The sequence below is a fragment of the Natrinema versiforme genome (assembly GCF_005576615.1).
GTDB lineage: Archaea > Halobacteriota > Halobacteria > Halobacteriales > Natrialbaceae > Natrinema > Natrinema versiforme_A.
In genome coordinates this window covers 2,092,635-2,118,303 of record NZ_CP040330.1, presented here as the reverse complement: position 1 = coordinate 2,118,303, position 25,669 = coordinate 2,092,635, and the positions used below count along the sequence as shown (strand labels likewise).

Sequence of the window (25,669 nt, the reverse complement as noted above, 5' to 3'; positions counted from 1 at the left end):
CCAGCGGGTGGCGAACCACCGCCGACACCGAACACACAAACCGGTCGAACGACGAGTACGGGTATCCGCCATGAAGTTCGACGAGTGGGAACCGGTCTACGAGGCAATTCTCCGCGATTTCGGCTACGACCGAGCCGGCGACGAGCAGGTGCGTGACCGCCTCGCATCGCTGCTCGAGGACTCGTTCGATCCCGCCGAACTGGGAATCGGTCCCGAGACGACCGTCGCCGTCGCGGGTGCTGGGCCGTCCCTCGAGACCGACCGGGACCTCGAGCGCGCTCGCGAGGCCGATGTCGTCGTCGCCGCGTCGACTGCGGTCGACACCCTCGCGAGCCGCGGGATCGACGCCGACTGCATGGTAACCGACCTCGATAAGAACCCGGAGACCGTCGTCCGGCTCACCGACCGGGGCGTTCCGGTCGCGGTTCACGCCCACGGCGACAACCGCGAGGCGATTCGCGACGTGGTCCCCGACTGCGACCACGGGTACGTGTTGCCGACGACGCAGGCCGCACCGCGCGGTCCGGTCCGCAACGTCGGCGGCTTTACCGACGGCGATCGAGCCGCGTTTCTCGCCGATCACCTCGGTGCCGCCCGGCTCACCTTCGTCGGCTGGGACTTCGACGACCCCGCGGTCGACCCGCCGAAAGCGCGCAAGCTCGAGTGGGCCGAGCGGCTCCTCTACTGGCTCGAGTCGCGCCGCGACGAGCGGTTCGACGTACTCGACGGGCGACGTGATTCGATCGAGACGAGCGCGATTCCGCTCGAGTCGCGGTGAGCCGACAGTCGACGGCTGCCGGTCTCGATACGTTCACCGAATCCGATACTCGACGATGTCGTCGCCGCCACAGGACGGACACTCCGCCGTCGACTCGAGGGTCGTGCCACACCGCCGGCACTCCTCGATGACCGTTCGGTCGGTCCCCCGGGACAAGACCGCCGCGAGTGCTTTCCGCATCGTCGACTGCGTCGTGGTATCGTTCTCCTGACCCCTCATGGCCGTTCAGTTGCGGATATCACAATTCGTTATTGTCTCGTTATCGTGACTGACACGAGCGGCGATCGTTCGATCCTGTGGTAATCGGTCCCTATAATCTCGGTGCCCGCCTGCGATTGGTCTATTTGAGATGTCTCGGCCTGTCCCGAATCGTCGTCGACCGCTCGTTCAACCGATTCTCGCCTCTCTGCCGTCCGGGACGCCACGTCTCCGATCGAGCGCGGGTTCGGCCGATCGCCGCCGCGACGCGATCGCGATTCTCTCGAGTATCTGGGAATAACAGTTAAGACGAACAGGTCACCACGATACGACGTGGATCAACGAATCATCGTCACGACGCCGTTTCTCGTCTATCTGGCGCTCTGCGGGCTGTTCGGCCTCGCCCAGTCGACGGTCGAGGCCCCGCTCACGCAGGGGCAACCGGCGTTTATCGCCATCGTCGGGTTGGTCGGCCCGCTGGTCGCGATCGGGCTGATCTGGGCGCGAAACTACGCCTACGGCGCGCCGGTGTTAGTCTCGACGATGCTCACGAACGCCTGGTTCGTGACGTATTTCTTCTTCCTTCACGACAACCCGGCGAACGTCTTCGCGGTCTCCGGCGACGGGTCGACCGCGTTTCTGGCGTCGACGATCGGACTGATCGCGGGCTCGCTGCTCACCGCCGGCGTCGGCTGCTGGCTGTGGTACCGCGAGAGTCCCGGATTCCGCTCGGCGGTCGACAACCTCGTCGGCCCGTCCGATGCACGGAACTGACTCGAGGGCCCCGGTTTCGCAGTCGCTATCCAGATTCTGTCCGATAGTGACGATGGAGGAGTCCGTTCGGTAGCGATGATAGAACGATGTGCCGTCTCGATGACTATCGAGCAAAGAATCCGTCAGTCGGAACCGCTAGAACAGCGCGTCGAGTTCGCCACCGGTGTCCATCAGCGACGCGAAGTCTTCTTCGGCGCTGGCCCGGACGTTCTCGGTCGTCTCCTGGGCCTCGATCGCGACCTGCTGGAGCTGGTCGATCCGCGGCACGTCCGTCACACCCGACAGCAGGGCGATCGCGCCGACTTCATCCCGGTTGGGGATCGGGTAATCGCCGCCGCGGATCTCCATGCTCCCGGTCTCGTCCTCGAGCCACTGGCGGCCGCGCTCGACGCCCTTGCGGTTGAGCTGGCTCGGCGGACCGGTGGCGACGACCAGCCCGCGGTCGGTGCTGCCGACATCACACGGCAGCGTGAGCCGTCCGAGGGTAGCCTTGCGGACGAGGCTGGTCATCCGGTTCGTCGCCGCGCCCTCGTCGAACTCGTCGCCGCCGGTCAGCGAGGAGAGCAGGCCGTCGTCCGTCTCGACGACCTCGCTGGCGTAGCCGATCGTGGAGACGCCGCCGCCCGAGAGCGTGTTGATGATCTCGCTCGAGTCGACGACGCTCTCGGCGACGTGATCGCCCTGTTCGACCTCGCCGGCGGCGAAGAGGAGGCCGAACCGCTCGACGATTTCACGGTTGATGCGGTCGTAGCCGCCCTCGACGGATTCGCCGGCGCTGCGCCAGACGTCGTTGTCGAAGACGAGCAGGTTGTCGACCTCGGTGACGAACGTCTGGAACGATCGGGCGGCGTTGAGCGTGTAGATCCCGCCCTCGTCGGTCCCGGGGAGGATGCCGAGCCCGTAGACCGGCTGGGTGTAGATCCGCTGGAGGTGTTTCGCGAGGACGGGCGCGCCGCCCGACCCGGTGCCGCCGCCCATGCCGGCGACGATCAGGAACGCGTCGATCTCGTGGACCGGGACCCGGTCGATCGCGCCCTGAATCTCGTCGATGTCCGCCTCGGCGACTTCCGCGCCGAGTTCGTTGTCCGCGCCGACGCCGTGGCCTTTCACGCGCGCCTGTCCGATGAGGACGCGGTTCTCGTCCGATACGTTCTCGAGTCCCTTGAGGTCCGTCGTCGCCGAGTTGACCGCGATCGCCGATTCGATGAAGCCGCCGCCGATCGAGTCGTCGAACGCCAGGAACTCGTCGACTACCTTCCCGCCTGCCTGACCGAAGCCGATGAGTGCGAGTTTCATAGCTGTCTGTCGTGGCCGTTCCCCGGCGCGACCGCGACCGATCAGCAGGGACCGGGCGGATCGACCGGGATTGGAACGGGTTCCACGTCCGGTGGATCGGCGGAAACGGATATTGTTATGGCCATCGTATAGGAGATAAAAAGACTCTCATGGACTCACTACTCTCTTCTAATCATGACTTTCATCGAGTGATACCAGTCGGTCCGTGACGTGGCTACTCGAGCCCCGGGAGCGAGACCGGGGTGAGCGATCGAGAGAACGGACCGATCAGCGGCCGATTCAGACGCGGTAATCAACCGCCACAGCAGATATTACGGCTGTTCATCAGCCACGTATTTTTGCCATTACCCTTATCAGCTGGACTGTCATAGACGACAGTATGTCCACTTCGGACAACACGTCGACGCCCGATGGGGAGGTGCCGCCGACCCAGGCGATCATCGAGGCGATCGCCGCCGAGGAAGGCGTCGGCGTCACCGAGGTCGAGCCACCGGCGTACGACCCGCTGTTTACGGTCATCAACCCGGAGGCGCTCGACGAACTGTTCCACACCACCGCCGGAACCGCCGGCGACGTGGTCGTCCGACTCGAGTACGAGGGGTACGAGATCGTCGTCCGCCCCGGCAGCGATATCGAGGTTCGTCCCCTCCGCTGACCGGGTCACTGGCCCGCTCGAGGAGCCGCCGGTCGGCTCACTCGGCCCAGTAAGCCTCGCCGGGCTGGGTCTCGAAGACCGCCCGCTCGAGCAGATCGATCGCCTTCTCGAGTCCCTCGCGGGAGCTGGTCAGCGAGTCCTCGTGTTCGATGCTCAACGCGCCGTCGTAGCCGACCATCCGGAGCGTCGAGACGATGTCCTTCCAGTGGGTCTCGTCGTGACCGTATCCCACGGAGCGGAAGAGCCACGAGCGGTTCGGCTCGTCGTCGTAGGCGGTCGTATCCAGCACCCCTTTCTCGCGGGCCTGTGCGTCGTAGATCTTGGTGTCTTTGGCGTGGACGTGGTGGATCGCGTCTCGCTCGCCCAGATACCGGATCGCGTCGGTGATCGTGATCCCCTGCCAGTAGAGATGCGAGGGATCGAAGTTCGCGCCGATCCGCTCGCCGGTCTCCTCGCGCAGTCTCGCCATCCCGTGGGGCTCGTAGACCAGCATGTTCGGGTGCATCTCGATGGCAATGTCGACCCCCTGCTCGGCGGCCACATCGGCGATCTCGCCCCAGTAGTCGATCGCCCGCTCCCACTGGTACTCGAGCGCGTCGGCGTGCTCGGGCGGCCACGGGGCCGTGATCCAGTTCGGGACGTCGTCGTTCGGCCCGCCGGCCGGCAGCCCCGAGAAGCAGGTGACGGTCCCGACCTCGAGTTGGGAAGCCAGCCGGATCGCCTCGCGGAGTTCGGTGTCGGCTTCTTCGGCCCGCTCCTCGTCGGGGTGGAGCGGGTTGTTGTGGATCGCGAGCGCGCTAATCCGCATGCCGTACTCCTCGAGCAGGTCGCGAAGTTCCGCCTGTTCGATCTCGTCGTCGAGGTACGCGGCCCGCTCGAGGTGGTCCTGTCCCGGGTGACCGCCGACGCCGGGTTCGATCGCGCCGACGCCGAGTCCGTCGAGATAGGGCAGCGCGCTTTCGAGCGGTTCATCGGCCAGCGGCGGGGTGTGAACGCCGATCTCCATGGAAACAGCGTCCACAGCCGGGAAAATAAAGACGTGGGGCGCACGCGCTCGGTGGCGACGGTTCACCGAGCGCCGGTCGGGGGACTTCGGACTCGAGGGCACCGAGTGACGGGGTGTCCGGATCGCGGAATCGTCAGCCAGAGATCGTCAGAATCCCATCGTTGACGGTAACGTCGCTCGCGCCGGCCGGAACGTCGAACTCGAACTGTGTCTCGCCGACGGTGACGATCGCCGTCTCGTCGATGATGTCGACCGTCGGCTTCTCGCCGGTGGGGCCGAAATCGACGGCAATGATGCTCTCGTCCTCGTACTCGCGATTGCTGATCGTGACGTCGTCCTCGTCGCCGGCCACGTTTTGCAGTTCGGGAGGCGTCTCCATGATTGGCCGTTGGTGGCTCTCCGCCGTAAACGCCGTGCACGCTATTGCCCGCTCGAGACGCGTCCGGCAGTCGTCGATCCGTCCACCCCTTATTCGTCGATCGAAGCGGTGCGGCCCTCGTCGCTCGAGCGGTAGATCCCGTTGATGACTCGCTGGACCGTCAGCGCCTCCGCGACGCTGTTGCCGCGGTCCTCCTCGCCGACGATCCGGTCGAAGAACTCCCGTTGTTCGTCCGAGTGGGTGTCGTTCTGTCGCGTCTCGATCGACGTGTCCTCGAGGTGGTCGGGACCGACCTTGCTCGCCGAGTGGAAGGTGAGATCGCCCTCGAGGAGGTCGAACCGGGCCGCTGAGTCGGTACCGCGGGCGACGAACTCGTGGGTCGCTGGCCGGTTGGTCGCCCACGCGACCTCGAGGGAGATGGTTCGGTTCCCGGCACAGCGGATGAAGGCGCTGGCGGAGTCGTCGACGTCGAACCCGGCGGGGCCCGCGTCGTCGGCCCACATGTCGAGGTAGGCGTACTCCTCGCGGGAGCCGAACTCGCTGCGGGCGACGCCGTTTACCGCTTCGACCTCGGGATAGCCGAGCAGGTAGAGGGCGAGATCGATGGCGTGGACGCCGAGGTCGATCAGCGCGCCGCCGCCGGCGATCTGTCGCCGGGTGAACCACGAGCCCCGACCCGGGATGCCGCGCCGCCGGACGTAGTTCGCCTCGACGTGGGACACGTCGCCGAGGTCGCCTCGTTCGATTCGGTTTCGCACGATCTGGACGGTGTTCGCGAACCGATTGTTAAAGCCCACCATCGCGTAGCCGTCCGACGCATTCGCCGCCTCGGCGATCCGTTCGGCGCTCTCGATCGAGTGACCGAGCGGTTTCTCGAGCAGGACGTGGAGGTTCCGCTCGAAGGCGTCGACCGCGTACTCCTCGTGATACTTGTTGGGCGTCGTGATGATGACGGCGTCGACGGTGTCGTAGAGTTCCCGGTGGTCGTCGTAGACATCGACGTCGTACCGTCGGGCGAAGCGCGTTCGCGCCTCGGCGGCGACGTCCATCCCCCCGGCGAGTGTCACGCCGAGGTCGACGAGTCGCTCGGCGTGGTACTGGCCGATGTTGCCGAGGCCAACGATGCCGGTTTCGATGTCGGATCGATCTCCTATCATTTCTCTGTGATTCTGGAACTGCCGGGGCCGTCTCGTTTCGGACTGATACACCCGTGACCGCTATATCGAATTCTTTGACTCGAGCGACTTCCGTCCGTCGCCAAACGATGCGAGGGGCGGCCGGCCGACGGACAACTCGGAGGACTCGAGCGCGCTCGAGTCGCTGGCGGCTTAGCTGTCGGCTTCCGTCGGCGTCGTCCCGGGCTCTCGCTCCGAGAGGTCGGTGATGCCGTGGACCAGCGCGTCGCCGGTCGCGGTATCGAAGAGATGGATCTTCGACCGGTCGAGGACGACGTCGATCTCTTGGTCCGCCTCGATGTCCGTGTCGGGGGTGACGCTCATCAGCAACTGATTCGGCGACGTGGCGGGATCTTGATCCATCGACCCCGTCGCAGCCTCGGAGAGCAAGACGTAGACGAAGACCTCGTCGCCCATCGGCTCTAATACGTCGGTTCGAGCACTGATCGGGTCCGTCGGCGAACCGACCGTCTCGACGAACCGCGACAGGTGGACGTCCTCCGGCCGAATCCCGAGTGTTACGTCGTCGCCGACCGTAACACCCGGAATCCGCGCCGGATCGAGATCGACGGTGAAGTTGTTCGTCTCGAGGCCGCCCTCGACGAGTGTCCCCTCGACGAAGTTCATCGACGGGGAGCCGATAAAGCCCGCGACGAACAGGTTCGCGGGCTCGTTGTAGCAGACCAGCGGCGGCGCGATCTGCTGGAGTTTGCCGCCGTTCAGCACCGCGATTCGGTTCGACATCGTCATCGCTTCGGCCTGATCGTGGGTGACGTAGATGACCGTCGCGTCGAGCTCCCGGTGGAGCCGCTGGAGCTCCGTCCGCATGTGGACCCGCAGCTTCGCGTCTAAGTTCGCCAGCGGCTCATCCATCAGGAACACGTCCGGGTTGCGAACGATGGCGCGAGCGATGCCGACCCGCTGTTGCTGGCCGCCGGACATCTCCTCGGGCATCCGGTCTAACATCCCCTCGAGTTGGACGATGTCGGCCGCCTGCTCGACGCGGCGCCTGACTTCCTCGTCGTCGTACTTCCGGAGGCGGAGCCCGAAGGAGATGTTCTCGTAGACGTCCATGTGCGGGAACAGTGCGATGTTCTGGAAGACCATCGCGACGCCCCGGTCTTTGGGTGCGAGGGTCGTCACGTCGTCGTCGCCGATGTACACCCGGCCCTCGGTGGGCTGGGTCAACCCCGCGACGGTCTCCATCGTCGTGGACTTTCCACAGCCCGAGGGGCCGACCAGCGTGACGAACTCGCCGTCTTCGACCTCGAGGCTGATGTCGTCGACCGCCGTTTCCTCTCCGTACCGTTTCGTGACGTTCTCGAGTCGTACTCGTGCCATTGTGTTACTCTTTGAGTGCGCCTGCAGTCAGCCCGCTGACGATCTTTTCCTGTGCGATGACCACGAGGATCGCGACGGGGATGACCCCGAGGATGCTCGCGGCGGCCATGAGGTGGTACATCACTTCGTACTGCCCCTGATAGGCGAGAATGCCGTCGAGGATGGGTGCCCAGTTCTCGGGCTGGCCGTCCGTCATCAGGAACGAGAAGAAGAACTCGTTGTAGACGGCGATGAAGGTCAACACGCCCGCGGTCGCGACGCCGGGTGCCGACAGCGGGATGATGACCCGGAAGAGCGCGCCCAGCCGGGTCGTCCCCTCGACGCGAGCCGCGTCCTCTAACCCGTCCGGAATCTGCGAGTAAAACGTCGTCAGAATGAAGATCGCCAGCGGCATGAAGATCGCCGACAGCGGCGTCACGAGCGCGAAGGGCGTGTTGTAGAGGGTGCCGTCGCCGGTGATCGGCTCGAGGAAGAAGAAGGAGGTGTTAAACAGGTCGTTCAGCGGGATGAAGAACGCGGCTGGCGGGAAAAAGGAAATCACCAGCACGAGTAACATGAGCGGCGTCCGGCCGGGGAACTCGAGGCGGCCGAAGGCGTAGCCCGCGAGGCTGGCGATGACGAGGACGACCACCGTCGAAGCCAGCGCGATCACGAAGCTGTTGAACATGTAGACGTGGAAGGGGATGACCTGAAAGACCTCGACGAACGCGCCCGGATTGAAGCCGTTGGGCGTGAAGACGATGTCCTGAAGCTGGCCTTCCGGCGTCAGTGCGACCATCAGCAGCCAGTAGAACGGGAACAGCGTCGTAAAGAGGAAGAAGATCGCCGCAACGTAGAACAGCGCCCGGTAGACCCGTTCGGGGTGGGAGATGGAGTCGGCGACCCACTGCTGGAACGGCCCGCGGTCGAGTTCGGCGTCGCGGTCGTCCTCGAGGATCGACGTGCCGCCGTCGGGCCGACGGAGCGTCGGATCGCGGGACAGTTCGGTCTCAGTGTCGCCAGCGTCGGTCGGATCGATGGAATCTCTGGGATCACTCATCAGTACATTCCTCCGTCGGTGTCGCGGAACAGGACCACGTAGCCGCCGATTATCAGCCCGATCACGAGCGCCGTCGCGAACGCCACGGCGGCGGCGGTCGCGTAGATCCGCGTGCCGCCGAACATCGCCTCGACGACGAGGCAGGTCAGCGACGGGACGGTCGTACAGCCCGCGGTCGACTCGATCAGCCCGAAGACCCGCATCGCGTCCATCGTTCGGAACAACATCGCGACCAGCAGGGCCGGCATCACGAGTGGGAGCGTGATCAGTTTGAACCGCTGCCACGGCGAGGCCCCCGCAACGCGAGCGACGTCGTACAGGCTCCGGTCGACGCTCTGGAGCCCGGCGAGGATCAGCAGGGCCATGAACGCCGAGGACTTCCAGATGTCGGCCACGAGGATGATGATGAAGGCGTCCCGGCTGTTGGCAAGCGGCGTCGAACTGAAGATGCCGAGGCTCTGCATGAGGTCGGAGCCGAACCCGACCGTCGGCTGGAACAGCAGGAAGAAGATCATCCCCTGAATCACGATCGGTACCGCCCACGGGAGGATGATCGCCACGCGGACCCAGCGCCGACCCCGGAAGTCCTGATCGAGCACGTAGGCCTGCCCGAACCCGATCACCGTCTCGAGGACGACGCTGATGACCGCGAACGCGAGCGTGACGAACAGCGCCTGCTGGAAGAACGGAACGCCGAGTTCGATAAAGGGGAACGACGACGACAGTCCAACGTCGAGGAACTGCCGGGCCAGTCGGGCGTTCCCGGTGAGAATGTCGACGTAGTTTTCGATGCCGACGAACTCCCCAAGGGGTTCCATTCCGCGCGTCTCGTCGGCGCGCAGCGACATGACGAACGTTCGGAGCAACGGGTAGAACGCGATCAGTGCGAGCAGCGCGAACGCCGGGAGCAACAGAAGGTAGGCGTACGCTCCCTCGCTCAGGTTTTCCATCCAGTTGACGACGGCGTTGCCGGTCCGGTCCCGGTCGCGCTCCCGGCCCGTTCCGGTCTCGCCGGTCACCGCGCCGCCGTCGGTCGCCAGCGGCGGCGCGATCTCGGTTTCGGTCTCAGTGTCGGGATCAGTCGTCATTCTCGGATACCTCCGCTTCGCTCCGCTCGAGTCGCTCCGCGAGGTCGTTCATCGCGGTGTCGGGTGCTTTCGCTCCGCGGTACGCCGCGTTGACCTCCTGATAGATCAGCGCCGACTGTTCGGGCCAGAGGTCGGTCACCGGCCGCGGAATCGCGTTCTCGCCGGCCGCTTGGAGCTGCTCCGTGTACCGCGCGGACGGGCCGATCTCGTCGGGATCGGCCTCGGTGATCAGGTCGATGTTCGGTGGCAGGAACCCGCCCAGTTCGAAGATCGTGAGTTGGACTTCCTCGGTGGTGAACGCCTCGAGGACCTGCAGGGCCTCCTCGCGGCGCTCCGTAAACGGGCTCACGGCGAGGTTCCACCCGCCGAGCGCCGCGGCGGTGCCACCGACGCCCTCGTACTCGGCCTCGTCTTGGGAAATCGCGGTGGGTCGGGCCATGACGCCGAGATCCTCGCCGAATCCGTCCTCGCCGCCGGTCTCGGCGATCGCGAACGGCCAGTTACGGTTGGCGACGGCGTTGCCGTCCGCGAAGGGATTGAGCGATTCCTGTTCGGTCCACTGCACGACGGCCGACGGGCAGATATCGGGGAAGCCATCGAGCCCGTTCGGGTCGTCGCCGTCGATGAACGCGCGCATCATCCGGATCGAGTCGACCGTCCACTGCTCGTCGACGGTGATCGGGCGGTCTCCGGCGGTAAACAGGTTCTCGGTGCCGCCGAAGTACGCGCCGCCCCACGTCGTCATCACCTCGTTGAACGAACAGCAGGCCAGCCCCTCGTACGCGGCCGCCTGCGTCGTGAACCCGTAGTCGACGTCGGACTGGCCCATCGCGTCGTCGACGGCCGTCGCGAACGTCTCCCACGATGGCGGCTCGCTCCCCCAGTCGCTGGTGTCGTGGCCGGCGTCCTCGATGAGATCCTGCCGGTACAGCATGAGCCCGAAATCCGGGAACAGCGGAATCGCGTGAATGTCGCCCGTCTGTGGATGTTGAGCCGTCTCGAGGATCGCCTCGAGGTAGTTGTTCTCGACGCTGCTGACGACATCGTCCGGGAGCGCCTCGCTCAGGTTGAGGGTCTGCTCGCGCAGGATAAACGGGATCGTCCACCCGCTGTCCATCATATGAATGTCGGGTGGGGCACGTCCCGCCTGGAGGGTCGCCTGCGCGTCTTGCATCCGCTGTGCGGAGTCGCTGACGACCGTCTGAATCTCGACGCTGATGTCCTCGTCGAGGCCGGCGTCCCAGAGCGCCTGCTGAATCGAGGGCTCGTCGCCGTCGCTGTGCATGATCCCCGCGATGTCCGAGGCGGCGGTCATCACCACCGTTCCCGACTGGCGACCGCGACCGAGACAGCCGGTGACGGCGACCGCCCCCGCCGTCGACGCCGATGCAGCTTTCAGGAACGACCGCCGTCTGAGGCGGGAGCGGTCGCGTCGGCCGGTGGTATCGCGTTCCATGCGCGGCAACGGACCACGTTCTCCACCTTAATTGTTAGCTATAAATATGGTAATAAAATGTGAGTGTTCGACTATCGTTTCGGTTATGGTCAGCCATTGTCGAACGCGGCCAGGCGCGCCATCGACCTTCGTTCAGTAAGACTCACGAATCAGCCACTAATTACCGATTGCCGATCGCGGCCAGCATATGCCGGCCGACGGACTACCATTCGGCGGATCGAACCAGAACGGTCGTTTCAATCGATCGCGTGACTCTCGAACTACCGCGACGTGACGATCACTGATCCTCGAGCGCCGGCGGTTCGTTCCGACCGATGCGGATCTCGTGGGCCTCGACGTCCTCGAGGGCGGCGACGCGGCCACCGACGGAGACGTCCTCGCCCGCCTCGGTTTCGACCGTGAGGCTGGCGACTTCTTCGCTAACTTCGAAGGAGATGTCACGGACGCGACCGCGGACGATCCGCTGGCCGCCGACCTCGACATCTCGACCGTCTATCGTCGCGTAGAACTCGCCGCCCTCGTCGAGGAGGTCTTTCACGCACCGCCGGATGGACGCGTACTTCCGGGGATAGGTCCGGGCCGCGCCGTCCTCGCCGAGCAATCGCTCGGCGGTCGTCCAGAGGACGGTACCGAAGAAGCCGGAGATGAGAAAGCCGAGCGCCGACCGGTTGAAGATGACGCCGTATCGGTCCTGGTCGTCGCGCAGCGCGTCTTGGGTCGCATAGATCGAGTAGTTGCCGTCCGCGACGGCGATGACCGGCGTCGTGATCCCCCGTCGAGCGCGGGCGGTCGACGCGACCTCGCCGTATTCGAACTCCGACGGTTCGGGGGCCTCGCTCGCCGGCGTCACGATCAGGTCGACGCTCACGCCGGCCTCGACGGCCGCGCGCAACTCCGCCTCGAACCGGGTCAGCAGATCCGGCGTCAGCGACAGCGAGAGTTCGAACTCCGCGGCGTCGATGACCTCCTCCAAGTAGCGCAGGATCGTCGACCGCGATTTGACCAGCGAGACGGCCTCCGTATCGCGGGCCGGCGCGGTGTACCGGGCCTCGAGTTCCGAGATCATCTGCTCGAAGGAGGTCTGGACGTCGTCGAAGGCCTCGCCGGGATCGATCGCGACGACCTTCATGGGCCGGGACTCGCGCAGTTCGACCAGTCCGCGGTCGCTCAGACTGCGGACGGTGTCGTAGACCCGCGGCTGGGGGATGTCCGTTCTGTCCGCAATCTCGCTCGCCGTGAGCTGGCCCTGCTCTAATACGGTGAGGTAGGCGTCGATCTCGTACTCGCCGAGATTGAATCGATCGCCGACGCGTTCGACGGTCGAGCGGAGTTCGTCTGGTGCCATACGACACCATATGCCCCCGACCGCTAAATGATTTATTATACATCGAGTAGCACGCGTTTTCGAAATCGGGTTGTTTCATATCGGTGCCTGAGCCTGACGGTCAGAACTCTTAACCACACCGGGCCTGAGCCTGTTGGTATGCGCGGGGTCCTCCAATCGGATGGACGCTCGATCGCCGAGGACATCACGAACGAACTTCCAACGTGGGTCCCCCAACAGGCGGTCGAAATCGTCCTCGCAATCGTCGTCCTCGTCGCCGGCTGGTACCTCTCGAAACTCGCCGTCCGACTCGCCGGCCGCACGGTCGCTCGCCGGATCGAGCGGCCGAGCGTCACCCGGACAGTCTTGCGGGGGATCAGGCTCACCGTCATCATCTGGGCCGGGACCGTCGCCGCCGGTATCATCGGGGTCGGCAGCACCCAGATCCTCCTGTCGGTGACCGTCATCTCCGCCGTGATCGCCATCGTCCTCGCGCCGCTCGTGGGCAGCCTGATCAACGGCCTCTACGTGCTGGCCGACCGCCCCTACGAGATCGGCGACATGATCGAGGTCACCGACGCCGGCCACCGCGGGTTCGTCGAGGACATCACGATCCGCTACACGAAGATCTTCACGCTGCAGAACTCCTTTATCGTCATCCCCAACTCCGAGATCCACGCACGCGACGTTATCAACTACTCCGCGGAGGACGAACGCACGCGGATTTCGGTCGGCTTCGAAGTCACCTACGACAGCGATCTCGAGGCCGCTCGACAGGCCGCCGAACGGGCCGCTCGGGGCGTCGACAACGTCATCTCCGGCGGTCCGGACATCCGGATCGGCAGCGCGCGATACGCCGCGGCACCGAACTGCGTCATCGACGAGTACGGCGATAACGGGGTCCTCCTCGAGGTCTACTTCTGGATGAACCATCCCTACAAACAGGTGGTCGTCCGATCCGCGGTCCAGGAAGCCATCGGCGAGCGCTTCGCGGACATCGACGTCGAGTTCGCCTACCCGCGTCGCCACCACGTCTTCGACGACTCGAGCGGCGTCGCACGGGTGTCCGTCGACGACTCCGGCTTCGAGCGACCGGCTGCGGGCTCGCCCGTCGAGCCGGGCGAGCGGTCCGAGCCGAGCGAGAGCCCCGCCGATCCGGCCGATCGGTGACGGCCGCGGGGTCGATCGAACGACGGTCCTCGAGCACTCCCGGTTCGCGGTCTCCCTCGCCCACTATCGTGGGGGTAATTTATGCTATCGCCGGTTCAATTCGAAGGCAGCCGACAGATGTACGACGACATTCTCATTCCCACGGACGGTAGCGAGACGATTCCCGAGACACTCGCCCACGGACTGCCGATCGCCGCGAACAACGACGCGACGGTCCACGCGCTGTACGTCGTCGACAGCCGCGTCACCGCCGCCGCCGACGAGGACACCAGTACCGACCTCGAGCGCTCGCTCGAGGACGAGGGCCGGGAGGCCGTCGCCACCGTCGAGGAGCGAGCGGCGTCCGAGGGACTCGAGACCGTCGGCGAGGTTCGAACGGGGACGCCCTCGAAGACGATCCTCGAGTACGCCGACGAGCAGGGGATCGACCTGATCGTCATCGGGACGCGGGGCAAGAGTCCGCGAGAGAAAGTGACCTCGTTGGGAAGCGTCTCGGAGCGGGTGGTCGACAACGCCTCGATTCCGGTGTTCGTCGTCCGTAACGCCGGCAAAAACGAGTAACGGAGAAACCGAACGAGAGACAACGCAGAGACGACGCGTGAGAAGCTACGCGCGTGCGCTTTCGACCGTGATGACCTCGCAGTCGAGGTGGCTCCGCAGATAGCGGTCGATGTCCGGATTGTCGGTAAAGCGCTGGAAGATCCGCCGCAGGCGACTCGCCTGTTTGCTCCCGATGACGACGGCGTCAGCCGCCTCCGCGGCGACTTCATCGAGGATGCTCTCCTCGACGAGAAAGCCGGTCCGGACGACGTAACGAGCCCGCTCGAGTCGGCCGAACGAGCTTTCGACGGCGTTTTTCAGGTCGATACGCGTCACTTTCTTCCCGTTCTGGTAGAGGTCGACGTGCAGGATCGTCAACGCTGCCTCGCGCTCGCGAGCGACCTCGATAGCCCGCTCGAGCGTTCGCCGCGAGTGCTTTGACAACGGATACCGAACGGGAACCACGACCAACGACATTAGCCGTTCGAACGTTTTCCGTCCGGGTAAACCTTTCAGTACGGACAGTCTACACTGCGAATCTATCTCATATGGTGACTAATACCACTGACGGAATTGGACCGCTCTCTCGGCACGGCTCGTGGCGGCGAATCCGACCCGGACAGACAGTCATTTACCGGGAGCGGGCGTACGAACAGCCAGCATGCAAACCTTGTCGACCGACGACGGTGAAACCGTCTACATCTCGGAGACGGACGGCGACAGGGGATCGAAGGGGCCGTTTCTCGTCGCCTTCGAATCCTCCGACGCGGAGCGCCGTTACGGCTGGTTCTGTACGAACTGCGAGAGCCTCGATAACGCGATGGACTCGATGGGACGGATCAAGTGCAACCGGTGTGGTAACTTCCGCAAGCCCACCGAGTGGGACGCCGCCCACGAGTAACGTCGCCCGCGCCGTTTTTCCGAGAGACTGACCGCGTTTCGACCGACCGAAGCGGCGGTTCTCGCGCTCCGACGCGGTACTCGAGACCAGTGAGAGACGATATCGTCGGTTCAACTGCCGTCGGTCTCGACCGACCGTGTCCGCATGAGCGGGATTGCTCCGTCCCACTACCCCGAAATCACGGACACTCCCTGTTTGGGGCTGGCAGTGGTTTACGTCTATATAAGCGGTCGGTGATATGCGCCATAATCACCAAGTGAAATACGGATAAGGAGTGTGTATGGTATCAATTACGGGTATTGGGAACAACTTCATCCAGTTCTCGAAAGCATCCGGTGACTCCGGGGAGCAGCGATGGTAAACCAACCGTCGTTCGATCGCCGCGCCGTGCTCCGTGGCGTCGGCGGTGCAGCGGCGTCGGGAGTCGCCGTGCTGGCCGGCTGTCTCGGCGGCGAAGACGAAATAGAAGGGGCCGAACCGTGGCAAACCGACGAACTCGCCGAAGTTCCCGCGGAGGAGCATCCCGCGCTCTACGAGCCGTCGGAAACCGAACGCGATTCATCGGAGACGCTCGCCCATCTCACGTGGACGGGATACGATGCGGAGAACGTCCAGGGGCCGTTTCGCGAACAGTTCAACGCCAACACGAACATCGACCTGTTTACGGACAACGCACAAGCGTTCAATCGCCTGCAGTCCGGCGAGTGGCGACAGTTCGAACAGTGTACGTTCGACATGGCGTGGGTCCCGCGACTCGCCGAAGCCGAACTGATCCGCCCGATCGATTACGAGAGTTGGAAGCCGTACACGTTCGATCAGTATATCGACCTCTTCCAGCCCGAGAACGGCTACAAGTACGCGTTCGTTAACGAGGACGATTACACCTTCGACGCCGACGGAACGCTGTACACGTTCCCCCAACGGTTCGGTTGGGCATCGTTTGCAGTGAATACTGATACCGTCGCGGAGTCGGATTACCAGTCGTACGACATCGCGTGGTCCGACCAGTACGACGTCGGCGTCTACGATCTGATGTTCTGGGGCATCCAGATCATCATGCTCCGAGAGGGGATCGACCCGTTCAAAGAACACACCGACGAGGAAATCGAACAGGTCAGACAGGCGACCTTCGATCTCTTCGATAACGCCTCGACCCTCCTGACGGACTTCGCCTCGATGAATCAGGCGCTGACCTCCGGCGAAATCGATATCGGTTTCATCAGCGGCAACTGGATCAACGGATCGCTTCGGCGCGACGGCAACTACGAATTCGAGGCGGTCGTCCCCGACGAGGGATCGGTCATTTGGGTCGAATCGACATCGTTCGTCAAGGGCCCTCAGCCGAACGTTTCGGACAACTACATGGCCTACATGATGCGGGGCGAAAACGCACTGGAGCTGTCGTGGCCGGATTCGGGCGGCACGAACGTCGTCCCCCACCGGACCGCGTGGGAGAACTACACCGACGAACAGCGGCGGGTCCTCCGAATCGACGAGATCGAAGACATCATCGAACAATCGGTGTTCTACGAGGGCGTTCCCGACCTCGAGAAGTTCGAGCCGATCTGGCGCGAAGCGAAGACGAGGATGTAAGCGGACCGAGACTGACTGCAACAAGAATTTACCGGAATTACGTTCTAACAGATGCTCAAAGCTGCTAACTTACGAAAGGAGTATGGATCGACCATCGCCGTCGAAGACGTCGGATTCGAGATCGAATCGGGATCGTTCGCGACGATCGTCGGTCCCAGCGGGTGCGGGAAGTCGACGCTGCTCAGAATGCTCGCCGGCCACCTGTCACCGACTGCGGGCCGGATCGAACTCGACGGGGTAGACATCACCGACTCGCCGCCACAGCAGCGGCCGACGAGTCTCGTGTTCCAGTCGTGGTCGCTGTTCCCGCATATGACCGTCGCAGAGAACATCGAGTTTCCGATCGAAGCGCGAAATTTGGAACCGAACGGGCGAGTCGAGCGACTACTCGAACAGGTTCGGCTCGATCCCGAGGAGTTCGCCGATAAGCCGGTCAGCGATCTCAGCGGCGGCCAGAAACAGCGCGTCGCGCTCACGCGGTCGCTCGCGTACGAACCCGATATCCTGTTGCTCGACGAACCGCTCGCGTCACTCGATTACGTGTTACAGAAGAAACTCCAGCGCGAACTAACCGAACTCAACGCCGAGTTGAACACGACGTTCGTCTACGTGACACACTCCCTCGAGTCGGCCTTGATCATGAGCGACCAACTGTTCGTCATCGACGACGGCTCGGTCGTCCAGCGCGGCAGCCCGGACGAGATCTATCAAGAGCCGGCCAACAAGTTCGTCGCGGAGTTCATGGGCGATACGAACGTTTTCCCGATCGATGTCGTCGACCGGGCCGACGGCACGGTCCGTATCGACCATCCCATGCTCGAGGGTACTCGAGAATTCCCCTACGGGCCCGCCGATCGGCCGGATCCGGAGTATCTGGTCGTCCGTCACGACGACACCGTCGTCAAACCCACACTCGAGAGCGAGATCGGGATTCAAGTGACCGTCGTAAACGTTCTCAACAAGGGGAACACGGCGCTGGTCGAGGTACGGGGGACACGCGACGACGCGGAGTACGTCGCTGAAATGCCCCTCGACCGGGTCGCGGAGATCGGGCTGACGGACGGCGAAGACGCGTACCTGCAGTGGGTACCCGAGAAAACGCACGTCCTCACCGGGGGCGGCTCCTGATGTCGGTCAAAGAGTTCGTTCGCTCGAAGGTTCCGGCGGCTATTGACCGGCCCGGTCGCCGGCTCGCGTCGGTCTCCTCGCTGGGCCCACCGGGCGGGCTCATGCTTCCGTTGCTCGCGCTGCTGGCGTTCATGTTCGTGGGTCCGATCGTCGCGATCGTTCTGTTCTCGGTACAGACCGAGAACGTAATTTCGCTTTCCGTGGCCGACTGGACGCTCGAGGCCTACCGGGAGATCGTACGGGGAACGCTCAGCGGCGAGGGCGTCTACGGGGAGGTGACGCTCAACACGATCGTCATCAGTGCGCTGACGACGGTCGTCGCGTTCGTCGTTTCCTACCCCGCCGCCTACGCACTCGCGACGAAAGTTCGTCGATTCAAACTCCCCATTCTGATCGCGCTCATTATTCCGCTCTTTACGAGCGTCAACATTCGCGTCTACGGCTGGGTGCTGTTCTTGATCAACGACGGCGTCTTCGACCTCCTCGCCGGAAGCGTCGGATTGGACGTCCCGTCGATCATTTACACTCGCAGCGCCGTCGTGCTCGGAACGGTGTACGTCTATCTCCCCTACATGCTGTTCCCGATCTACCTCTCGATCAGTACGATCGACGACTCGCTCCTCGAGGCGGCGGCGGACCTCGGTGCGGGACGAGCGAAACAGTTCGTCGACATCATCCTCCCGCTGTCGAAACCGGGGGTCATCATCGGGTCGTTGTTCGTGTTCGTCCTGAGCCTCGGAGCGGAGGTCGAAGCGGAACTGCTCGGCGGCGGGACGGTCTACACCGCGGCGAGTAACATCAGTTACTCGTTTGGCTACTCACAGAACTGGCCGCTCGGCTCGGCACAAGCCGTCGGCCTGTTGCTCATCACGACGGTCTGTGGCATCGTAATCTTGCGGACGATCGATCTGGCCGAAATCGCATCGCGGGGTGGTTCCCGATGAGCACGCGCTCGAACCGCTCGTGGCTCCCTCGACTGTCGACCGGCCTCTGGTACGGCTACCTCGTCCTCATCATCGCGTTCCTGATGACGCCGTTGCTCAGCCTCATCATCGCGTCGTTCGACAGCGGCCAGACCTTCTCGTTGCCGTTCGAGTTTACCCTCGAGTGGTACCGAAACGCCGTGACCTCGACGAGTGTCCAGTCCGCCGTCGACTCGACGATCCGCATCTCGGTTCCGGTGACGATTCTCAGCACCGTTATCGGTACGGCGGGGGCGATCGCGTACACGCGCTACTCGTTCCGCGGTCGGGAGTACTTCAAGATCGTCGCGCTCTTGCCGATCTTCTTCCCGTTGATTCTCCTCGGCCTCGGGATGTCGATGTGGGCGAGCGTGACCGGACTCGGCTACGGTATCGTGCCGGCGATCATCGGCGAAACCGTCTGGATCTCGCCGATCGTCATGTTCGTCGTCTCGATCAGCGCACTCGGCGTCGACCCGAACATCGAGGAGGCGGCCCGTGATCTCGGTGCCGACACGCTCACCATCTACAAGGACGTGCTGTTACCCCTCATCGCGAACGGAATCGTCTCGGGTGCCATCTTTGCGTTCGTCCTCTCGTGGAACAACTACTACATCGTCTCGTATCTCAAGGGCTCGGAGATCACCATCACGACGTGGATTCACGGGCGAATGACCCAGGGGTTCACGCCGGTCGTCCCGGCACTCGCCTCGCTGATCTTCTACGCATCGCTTCTCTTGCTCCTCGTGGCGATCGTTATGGAGGTGCGGTCCGAGAGGTAATAGGCCAGGTTTCCGATCGGATCGCCGGGGCGATCCACTCCGATCTATTAGCGAACATTCGTTCTACTTTTCCCAAAATGCGTATATATAATATAATGAGTGATCTAAACAGTGGTAGAAATGCGTATATACTGGCCGTACCAGTTACGAATGTAATCAAACGGAGGCGCGACCGTGCTCGAATACACGTTTTATATACGACACGACGGCTGCTGGACCGAGACGATAAACGAGACGTTTCCGGATGTCACAGCGACGATAATCTACTCCTATCGGCTGCTCGGGAGTAGTATTACGATGATCGAGCTCAACAACGTTCGAGGCTCGGCGATCGACGAACTCGTCGCGTGGCTCGACGACCATCCGGTGATGACGACGGCGCAGCTGCTACAGTACGACGAGGCGAGCGAAAACGCGTACGTCTCGCTCGTCGGCGAGTACGACGACGACACCGAACCGGTCCTGAACGTGCTCCTCCGAAACCGGTGTTTCCCGACCGTTCCGGCGACCGTCGCCGACGGACGGGAACACTGGAGCGTGATCGTCCCGACGAACGAAGCGGTAAGTCAAGCCCACGACGAACTCCGGAATCTCGGCTCGATCACGGTCGACTCCCTCGGCGCACCCGAACTCGACGGGCTACTGACCGGACTGATCGATATCAAGCAGGCCGTCCAACGTCTCTCCCCTCGACAGCGCGAGATTCTCGCTCGAGCAATCGACCGTGGCTACTACGATTCGCCGCGAGCCTGCAGTATCGAAACCCTCGCCGAGACCGACTCGGCGAACGCATCGACCGTCGGTAATCACCTTCGTCGGTCCGAGGCGAAGATACTCGAGGCGGTGTTTCCCCTGTTGACGGATGCCGGGCCGACCACGGGAGACGCGACGACCGACGAGTACGTCTCCTCGCGGACCTGAACTCAGAACGCGTCGAGATACGTCTCGCGTTCCCACTCGGAGACGGCTCCCTGATACCGGTCGAACTCGTCTCGCTTTATCGAGATGAACGATTCCACGAGCGGCTCACCCAGTTGGCGAGCCACGACCTCGTTCGCTTCGAGATGGTCGAGTGCAGCCCAGAGGGTTCGCGGGAGCCGTTCGTGTTCCTCTCGCTGCGCGTTTCCAGTCGTCGGCGCGGGCGGGTCGCGCTGATTTTCGATGCCGTCCAGTCCGGCCGCGAGCACGGCAGCGAGCACGAGATACGGATTCGACGACGTGTCGGGGAGGCGGAACTCGAGACGGGTGGCGGGGCCCAGATGCGGGGGAACGCGGAGCACGGTCGATCGGTTGTCCGGCCCCCACGCGATAGAAACCGGGGCCCAAGAACCGGGTCGTAACCGCCGGTAGGAATTGACCGTGGGCGCACAGACCGCCGTAAGCGCGTTCGAATGTGCGAGGAGCCCTGCGATGGCGTGTCGTGCAACCGCCGAAATCCCGGCTCCGTCGGGTCGCGTTCCGGACGGGAACTCGAGGTCGTTCGTCTCGGCCGCGAACGCGTTCGTTTCCAGCGCGTCGTCCCACAAGCTCAGATGGACGTGCATTCCGTTGGCGTCCGCCCCCGTGTACGGAGCCGGCATCATCGAGGCTGTCACCCCGTGCTGGTTGGCCACCGACGTGAGCATGTGCCGAACGAAGGCGACGCCGTCGGCAATTTCGATCGGATCTCCGTGTTCGAAGGTAATCTCGTACTGGCCGGGCTGGGATTCCTGATGGACACACGTCACCTCGAGTCCGGCGGCCGTCATTGCGTCGGTCCAGTCGTCTATCAACTCCGTCGCCCGATCGAGCGCGTCCATTGCGTACGAGCTTCGGTCGTTGAACGGTTCGTAGCCGCCGTCGTCGGCCGATCGAAGCACCGAAAACTCCAGTTCGATACCGACCCGTGGAACGTATCCGGCCGCTTCGAGCGCGGCGGTCACGCGATCTAGGGCAGTGCGACTACAGAGGGCAAACGGCGTTCTGTCGACGTGTGTGAGATCGGCGAACGCGAGCCCGACTCCCTCACGCCACTCGAGCGGTATCGGCGGCGCTGCATCCGGAACAGCGACGACGTCACCGCTTTCGGGACCGTAGGTTGAGTTCTCGAGAAGTCCCGGCTCGAGCGTCAGCTCCGCGACTCCCGCTGCGAATCCGAACCCGTCCTCGCGTTGCCGGTCGAAAGTCGATGCGGGGACGACGTTTCCGCGGGCGATGCCGTTCAGGTCGGTCCACAGCACTCGTACCCGGTCGTACTCGCTCGCTGCGCTGTTCGAACCCATGTGATACTCGGAGAGAAGCGACCCGATTGGGTTAAATCCTCACATCGAGATCCGAGATGACAGTCGTTGCACCATCGCTTTCGCTCGATAGCCAATCATTCGTCAAATACGAGCGTCTTGATCGTTACCGGAACGGCGGCGTTTTCCGCGACCGGCGTTCCGAGATCGACGTACTCGTCTTCGGTGACCGCGAGTTCGTCGAGGACCATCACCGATTCGGCGTCGATCATCGACTCGAGCAGTTGGCCGAGCACTTTCGCGCAGTTCTGTTCGGTCAATAGAACCAACGGCTGCGATCCGTCGAGTCGGGCATCGCAGGCAGCGGCGATCCCCCGCGCGACGAGTCGAAGCCGGTCGTAGGCGAGCGGCCCCACGCTCGAGACGTGGAGGGCGAACAGCCCGGTAATATCCCGGCGGTTCCGGGCGGTTCGGAGCACCGCCGCCGTCCGCGCTCGCACGGCGTCGACGGAGTCCGCCGCCTCGAGTCCCTCGAGTGCGAGCACCGGGAGGTTTCTGGCCGGCAGCAACGCGGCCGCCGGAGCGATCGTTCGACCGGTAAACGTCGTCGTTCGCGTTCCCGCGCCGATGACGGTCGCCCGGATGTCTTCGGCCGACTGCCGGACCGGGAGCGCGTCGAACCGCTCGTGGGTTCGGATCGCGGCGGCGAGACGAACGCCGAGATCACCGTACTCGAGGGGATCGCGAGTATCGACCGCGGGGTCCGAAACGAGGCGACCGACGCCGCCGGTAAACACGACTTCATCGATATCGACCGCAGTCTCGGGGAGATCGGTAACCGCCAGCGCCCGCGTCGTCTCGTCGAACGGCGGCCCCTCGATGGCATCGAAGACACGATCAGCCAGCCGCCGTGCGAGCGCGTTCCAGTCCGCGTCCGACCGCGTCGACCCGATGTCGATCGCGGAGCGGTCCGGCGGCCGACAGCGCCTGATCGGTTCCGCGACCGCGCGGACGAGCCCGTCGTCGTCGAACCGGACGAGCCGGCCGCCGACGTCGAGACATCGCGTCTGCAACGGTTTGCCGTCTTCGAACACGGCGATGTTCGTCGTCCCACCGCCGATATCGACGGTTGCGATGGTCGACCCATCGGTACCGCTTCGATCTCCGGCACCGGACCCGTAGCCGGCCAGCACCGCCTCGAGCGACGCGCCGGCCGTCGCGACGACGAACTCGCCGGTGCGTTCCGCTAACCGGGTTATCAACGCCTCCGCGTTGGCTTTCCGCGCCGCTTCGCCGGTCGCGATGACCGCACCGGTATCGATTTCGTCCGGCGTCAATCCCGCCTTCCGCACGTCGGCATCGATGCGTTCGCCGACGGCGTCGGTGTCGATTTCCTGATCGCCCGCAAACGGTGTCTGCCGGATCGGACTGCGGTAGCGGACCCGCCGCTCGACCACGTCGACGGTCGCTGCACCGTTGTACGTAGGGGCAGAGAGGACGAGATCGCTGACGATCACCTGCGTTGTCGTCGTTCCGATATCGATGCCGATGCTGGACAGCGTCTCGGGGTCCGCGCCGGGCATCTACGGCCACCTCGGACGAGTCACGGATCCCCTCTCTCTGAGCCGCCGCGCTCGGCCTCGCACAGTTCTTCGAGGACGGCTGCGATCTCGGCTCCGGCCTCGACGGGCGGGATGCCGTTTCGATGGATGTTCGAAATGACCGACTTCTCGGATGTCGCCCCGCCCCGTTCCGGATCGGCGACGAAGTACGCGCTCAAGCTCTCGTTCGTCGCCAGTCCGGGCCGTTCACCGACGAGATTCACACAACAATCAGCCCCGAGTTCCGCTCCGATCGCGTCCATCACGTCGACTCGACCGTATTCGACGAAAATCGGCGTGCCGACATCGAGGCCCCGATCGGCCAGTCCGTCGCGTAACACCGGCAGCAACTCGGGAACGTTCGTCTCGACTGCGGTCGAACTGAGCCCGTCACTGACCACGATCTGTATCTCCGGGTCCATCGTGCAGTCCGCTCGAATGCGTTCGGCCGTCTCCTCGGAAATATTGCGCCCCTGACTCGGGTCCGCGAGGAATTCCGTCTTGCTCTCGGCTCGAGATCGGACACTCACGAGGTCGAGGTCCGCCACGAGGTCGTTCGGAACGTGCGTGGTCACGGCATCGCGCGCTTTCGCGTGGTCCAGTCGAAACCTGAGAAGCGTCTCCGTCCGCGGTCGCGATCCCGTCCGGCCGACGCCGACTCGAGACGGATGCGCGTCTCGGATGCGCTCGAGTCGGGGTTCGTCTTCGGGGCCTTCGACGCCGCTCGTCCGGTCGTGATTCGGGGTCATGGCTGGGTGAATATCGTCGGATCGCCCGCGCGATCGGTCAACCGCCCGTCGTCGGTGATTCCTGTCTCCTCGAGCCACGCCTCGAACTCGGGTGCCGCTTGCAGCCCGAACAGGGACCGGAGGGTGGGTCCGTCGTGGTAGCTGTTGGACTGGTAGTTGAGCATCACGTCGTCGCCCATCGGCACCGTGATAAAGAAGTTCGCACCGGCGGCGGTCAGCAACACGGCGAGGTTCTCGATGTCGTTTTGATCGGCCTTCGTGTGGTTCGTATAGCAGGCGTCGATCCCCATCGGCAGCCCGTGGAGTTTGCCCATGAACACGTCTTCCAGTCCCGCGCGAATGACCTGCTTGCCGTCGTAGAGATACTCCGGCCCGATAAAGCCGACCACGGTGTTGACGAGGAACGGATCGTACTCGCGGGCCAACCCGTAACACCGGGCCTCGAGGGTGAGTTGATCGACGCCTTCGTGTGCGTCGTTCGAAAGCTCCGCGCCCTGCCCGGTTTCGAAGTACATGACGTTCGGTCCATCCCCGAGACAGCGGTTCGTTCCAAGTTCGGCTGCCTCGTCGAGCAACTCGACATCGATACCGAACTCCCGATTCCCGCGCTCGGTGCCGGCGATGCTCTGGAAGAGCAGGTCGGCCGGTGCGCCGTTTCGGACCGCGTCCATCTGGGTCGTGAGATGCGCGAGGACGCAGTTCTGGGTCGGGACATCCCACCGATCGATGAACTCCGATGTCGCTTGCAGGAGTTCCTTGACCTGTGTCGCATCGTCGCTTACCGGATTAATACCGATCACGGCGTCCCCGACGCCGTAGGAAAGTCCCTCGCGAACACTGTGAAGGATATTCTCCGTATCGTCGGCCGGATCGTTGGGTTGGAGTCGGAACGAGACGGTTCCCTCCGTTCCGATCGTACTGTTACAGCGCGCGACGACGGTCATCTTGGCGGCGGCGACTACGAGATCGAGGTTCGACATGAGCTTCGTGACGGCCGCGATCATCTCGCTCGTTAGCCCTTTTCTGAGCGCTCGAATCTCCTCGTCGCCCGTCGACTCCGCGAGCAGGAACTCCCGGAGGTCGGCGACGGTCCATCCGGCGATTTCCTCGTAGGTGTCTTCGCAGACACCGTCCCGAATCGTCCGTGTGACCTCGTCTTCGTCCGCGGAGACGACGGGATTCTCGTACAGTGTCTCGAGGGTCAGTCGACTGACGACATCTTTCGCCGCGATACGCTCCGCGCTCGAGGACGCCGCGAGGCCCGCCAATTCGTCGCCCGACTTTCGCTCGTTCGCCTTGGCCAGAACGCTCCGGATCGAGTCGAACTCGTGTTCGGTTCCCTCGAGCGTGGCCGTGTACTCGGTTTCGTCGCTACTCATAGTGGCTCCGCTGTAGTCCTCGCTCGAGTCGCGATAGACTCTGCCCGATCATCGCTGTGTACGCCTGTTCTTCGCCCGTTGATCGATTCCGTCGCGGTACATTGTGTCTCAAATCAACCGCTCAACCATTGGGGAT

26 protein-coding genes are annotated in these 25,669 nt (G+C 63.8%); 11 read left to right on the top strand and 15 right to left on the bottom strand.

Annotated elements, in window-relative coordinates; translation table 11 throughout:
* The first annotated feature begins 70 nt into the window (after window positions 1–70).
* Entirely contained in the window at window positions 71–778 is a 708-nt protein-coding gene (locus tag FEJ81_RS10420; RefSeq protein ID WP_138245229.1) for a 6-hydroxymethylpterin diphosphokinase MptE-like protein, read from the top strand.
* A 33-nt stretch (window positions 779–811) separates the two neighbouring features.
* Here FEJ81_RS10420 and FEJ81_RS10415 read toward each other — a convergent pair whose 3' ends face one another.
* The gene (locus tag FEJ81_RS10415) at window positions 812–997 is read right to left on the bottom strand and encodes a hypothetical protein (RefSeq protein WP_138245228.1); all 186 of its coding nucleotides are present in this window, start codon (window positions 995–997) and stop codon (window positions 812–814) included.
* Between the two features lie 312 nt (window positions 998–1,309).
* Here FEJ81_RS10415 and FEJ81_RS10410 point away from each other — a divergent pair, with 312 nt between their 5' ends.
* A complete protein-coding gene (locus FEJ81_RS10410) occupies window positions 1,310–1,750 on the top strand; it encodes a hypothetical protein (RefSeq protein WP_138245227.1) in 441 nt (146 codons plus the stop codon).
* 135 nt (window positions 1,751–1,885) lie between these two features.
* Here FEJ81_RS10410 and FEJ81_RS10405 read toward each other — a convergent pair whose 3' ends face one another.
* The gene (locus tag FEJ81_RS10405) at window positions 1,886–3,046 is read right to left on the bottom strand and encodes a tubulin/FtsZ family protein (protein ID WP_138245226.1); all 1,161 of its coding nucleotides are present in this window, start codon (window positions 3,044–3,046) and stop codon (window positions 1,886–1,888) included.
* Window positions 3,047–3,425: 379 nt separating this feature from the next.
* Between FEJ81_RS10405 and FEJ81_RS10400 the strand changes: the two genes are divergently transcribed.
* Window positions 3,426–3,701, top strand: coding sequence for a HalOD1 output domain-containing protein (locus FEJ81_RS10400; protein WP_175416398.1), 276 nt, complete (start codon window positions 3,426–3,428; stop codon window positions 3,699–3,701).
* A 37-nt stretch (window positions 3,702–3,738) separates the two neighbouring features.
* On the opposite strand, the gene FEJ81_RS10395 is transcribed toward FEJ81_RS10400, so the two are convergent.
* The 8 genes from FEJ81_RS10395 to trmB form a co-directional block, all read right to left on the bottom strand.
* Complete coding sequence (locus FEJ81_RS10395; protein WP_138245225.1) at window positions 3,739–4,707, bottom strand: sugar phosphate isomerase/epimerase family protein; 969 nt, start codon at window positions 4,705–4,707, stop codon at window positions 3,739–3,741.
* A 133-nt stretch (window positions 4,708–4,840) separates the two neighbouring features.
* A complete protein-coding gene (locus tag FEJ81_RS10390) occupies window positions 4,841–5,086 on the bottom strand; it encodes a DUF7127 family protein (protein WP_138245224.1) in 246 nt (81 codons plus the stop codon).
* An 89-nt stretch (window positions 5,087–5,175) separates the two neighbouring features.
* A complete protein-coding gene (locus tag FEJ81_RS10385) occupies window positions 5,176–6,294 on the bottom strand; it encodes a Gfo/Idh/MocA family protein (RefSeq protein ID WP_394349635.1) in 1,119 nt (372 codons plus the stop codon).
* A gap of 120 nt (window positions 6,295–6,414) precedes the next feature.
* A complete protein-coding gene (locus tag FEJ81_RS10380; RefSeq protein WP_138245222.1) occupies window positions 6,415–7,602 on the bottom strand; it encodes an ABC transporter ATP-binding protein in 1,188 nt (395 codons plus the stop codon).
* Between the two features lie 4 nt (window positions 7,603–7,606).
* Window positions 7,607–8,641 (bottom strand): carbohydrate ABC transporter permease, encoded by a 1,035-nt coding sequence (locus FEJ81_RS10375; RefSeq protein ID WP_138245221.1) that lies wholly within the window; start codon window positions 8,639–8,641, stop codon window positions 7,607–7,609.
* Window positions 8,641–9,591: a carbohydrate ABC transporter permease gene (locus FEJ81_RS10370; RefSeq protein WP_394349659.1), complete on the bottom strand. Its 951-nt coding sequence runs from the start codon at window positions 9,589–9,591 to the stop codon at window positions 8,641–8,643. Before FEJ81_RS10370 ends, FEJ81_RS10375 begins: the two co-directional genes overlap by 1 nt.
* A gap of 127 nt (window positions 9,592–9,718) precedes the next feature.
* Window positions 9,719–11,185 carry an extracellular solute-binding protein gene (locus FEJ81_RS10365; protein ID WP_138245220.1) on the bottom strand — a complete coding sequence of 489 codons (1,467 nt, stop codon included), beginning with the start codon at window positions 11,183–11,185 and terminating at the stop codon, window positions 9,719–9,721.
* Between the two features lie 277 nt (window positions 11,186–11,462).
* Window positions 11,463–12,530, bottom strand: coding sequence for an HTH-type sugar sensing transcriptional regulator TrmB (gene trmB, locus FEJ81_RS10360; RefSeq protein WP_138245219.1), 1,068 nt, complete (start codon window positions 12,528–12,530; stop codon window positions 11,463–11,465).
* Window positions 12,531–12,668: 138 nt separating this feature from the next.
* On the opposite strand from trmB, the gene FEJ81_RS10355 reads away from it, so the two are divergent.
* Window positions 12,669–13,679 (top strand): mechanosensitive ion channel family protein, encoded by a 1,011-nt coding sequence (locus FEJ81_RS10355; RefSeq protein WP_138245218.1) that lies wholly within the window; start codon window positions 12,669–12,671, stop codon window positions 13,677–13,679.
* A gap of 117 nt (window positions 13,680–13,796) precedes the next feature.
* Window positions 13,797–14,240: a universal stress protein gene (locus FEJ81_RS10350; protein WP_138245217.1), complete on the top strand. Its 444-nt coding sequence runs from the start codon at window positions 13,797–13,799 to the stop codon at window positions 14,238–14,240.
* Between the two features lie 45 nt (window positions 14,241–14,285).
* Here the strand turns inward: FEJ81_RS10350 and FEJ81_RS10345 are convergent, their stop codons facing one another.
* Window positions 14,286–14,696 carry a universal stress protein gene (locus FEJ81_RS10345; protein ID WP_138245216.1) on the bottom strand — a complete coding sequence of 137 codons (411 nt, stop codon included), beginning with the start codon at window positions 14,694–14,696 and terminating at the stop codon, window positions 14,286–14,288.
* A gap of 184 nt (window positions 14,697–14,880) precedes the next feature.
* Between FEJ81_RS10345 and FEJ81_RS10340 the strand changes: the two genes are divergently transcribed.
* From FEJ81_RS10340 to FEJ81_RS10315, 6 genes are all read left to right on the top strand, one after another.
* On the top strand, window positions 14,881–15,120 hold the full coding sequence (locus FEJ81_RS10340; RefSeq protein WP_138245215.1) for a DUF5816 domain-containing protein: 240 nt from the start codon (window positions 14,881–14,883) through the stop codon (window positions 15,118–15,120).
* Between the two features lie 354 nt (window positions 15,121–15,474).
* Complete coding sequence (locus tag FEJ81_RS10335; protein WP_138245214.1) at window positions 15,475–16,713, top strand: ABC transporter substrate-binding protein; 1,239 nt, start codon at window positions 15,475–15,477, stop codon at window positions 16,711–16,713.
* 51 nt (window positions 16,714–16,764) lie between these two features.
* On the top strand, window positions 16,765–17,841 hold the full coding sequence (locus tag FEJ81_RS10330) for an ABC transporter ATP-binding protein (protein ID WP_138245213.1): 1,077 nt from the start codon (window positions 16,765–16,767) through the stop codon (window positions 17,839–17,841).
* Window positions 17,841–18,785, top strand: coding sequence for an ABC transporter permease (locus FEJ81_RS10325; RefSeq protein WP_138245212.1), 945 nt, complete (start codon window positions 17,841–17,843; stop codon window positions 18,783–18,785). The genes FEJ81_RS10330 and FEJ81_RS10325 overlap by 1 nt, the downstream gene beginning before the upstream one ends.
* Window positions 18,782–19,585 carry an ABC transporter permease gene (locus tag FEJ81_RS10320; RefSeq protein ID WP_138245211.1) on the top strand — a complete coding sequence of 268 codons (804 nt, stop codon included), beginning with the start codon at window positions 18,782–18,784 and terminating at the stop codon, window positions 19,583–19,585. Before FEJ81_RS10325 ends, FEJ81_RS10320 begins: the two co-directional genes overlap by 4 nt.
* A 297-nt stretch (window positions 19,586–19,882) precedes the next feature.
* On the top strand, window positions 19,883–20,506 hold the full coding sequence (locus FEJ81_RS10315; RefSeq protein ID WP_229504699.1) for a helix-turn-helix domain-containing protein: 624 nt from the start codon (window positions 19,883–19,885) through the stop codon (window positions 20,504–20,506).
* Between the two features lie 2 nt (window positions 20,507–20,508).
* On the opposite strand, the gene FEJ81_RS10310 is transcribed toward FEJ81_RS10315, so the two are convergent.
* The 4 genes from FEJ81_RS10310 to FEJ81_RS10295 form a co-directional block, all read right to left on the bottom strand.
* On the bottom strand, window positions 20,509–21,846 hold the full coding sequence (locus tag FEJ81_RS10310) for a glutamine synthetase family protein (protein WP_138245209.1): 1,338 nt from the start codon (window positions 21,844–21,846) through the stop codon (window positions 20,509–20,511).
* A gap of 95 nt (window positions 21,847–21,941) precedes the next feature.
* Complete coding sequence (locus FEJ81_RS10305) at window positions 21,942–23,387, bottom strand: ethanolamine ammonia-lyase reactivating factor EutA (protein ID WP_138245208.1); 1,446 nt, start codon at window positions 23,385–23,387, stop codon at window positions 21,942–21,944.
* A 20-nt stretch (window positions 23,388–23,407) separates the two neighbouring features.
* On the bottom strand, window positions 23,408–24,154 hold the full coding sequence (eutC, locus tag FEJ81_RS10300) for an ethanolamine ammonia-lyase subunit EutC (protein WP_138245207.1): 747 nt from the start codon (window positions 24,152–24,154) through the stop codon (window positions 23,408–23,410).
* On the bottom strand, window positions 24,151–25,533 hold the full coding sequence (locus tag FEJ81_RS10295) for an ethanolamine ammonia-lyase subunit EutB (protein ID WP_138245206.1): 1,383 nt from the start codon (window positions 25,531–25,533) through the stop codon (window positions 24,151–24,153). The genes eutC and FEJ81_RS10295 overlap by 4 nt, the downstream gene beginning before the upstream one ends.
* Window positions 25,534–25,669 lie beyond the last annotated feature (136 nt).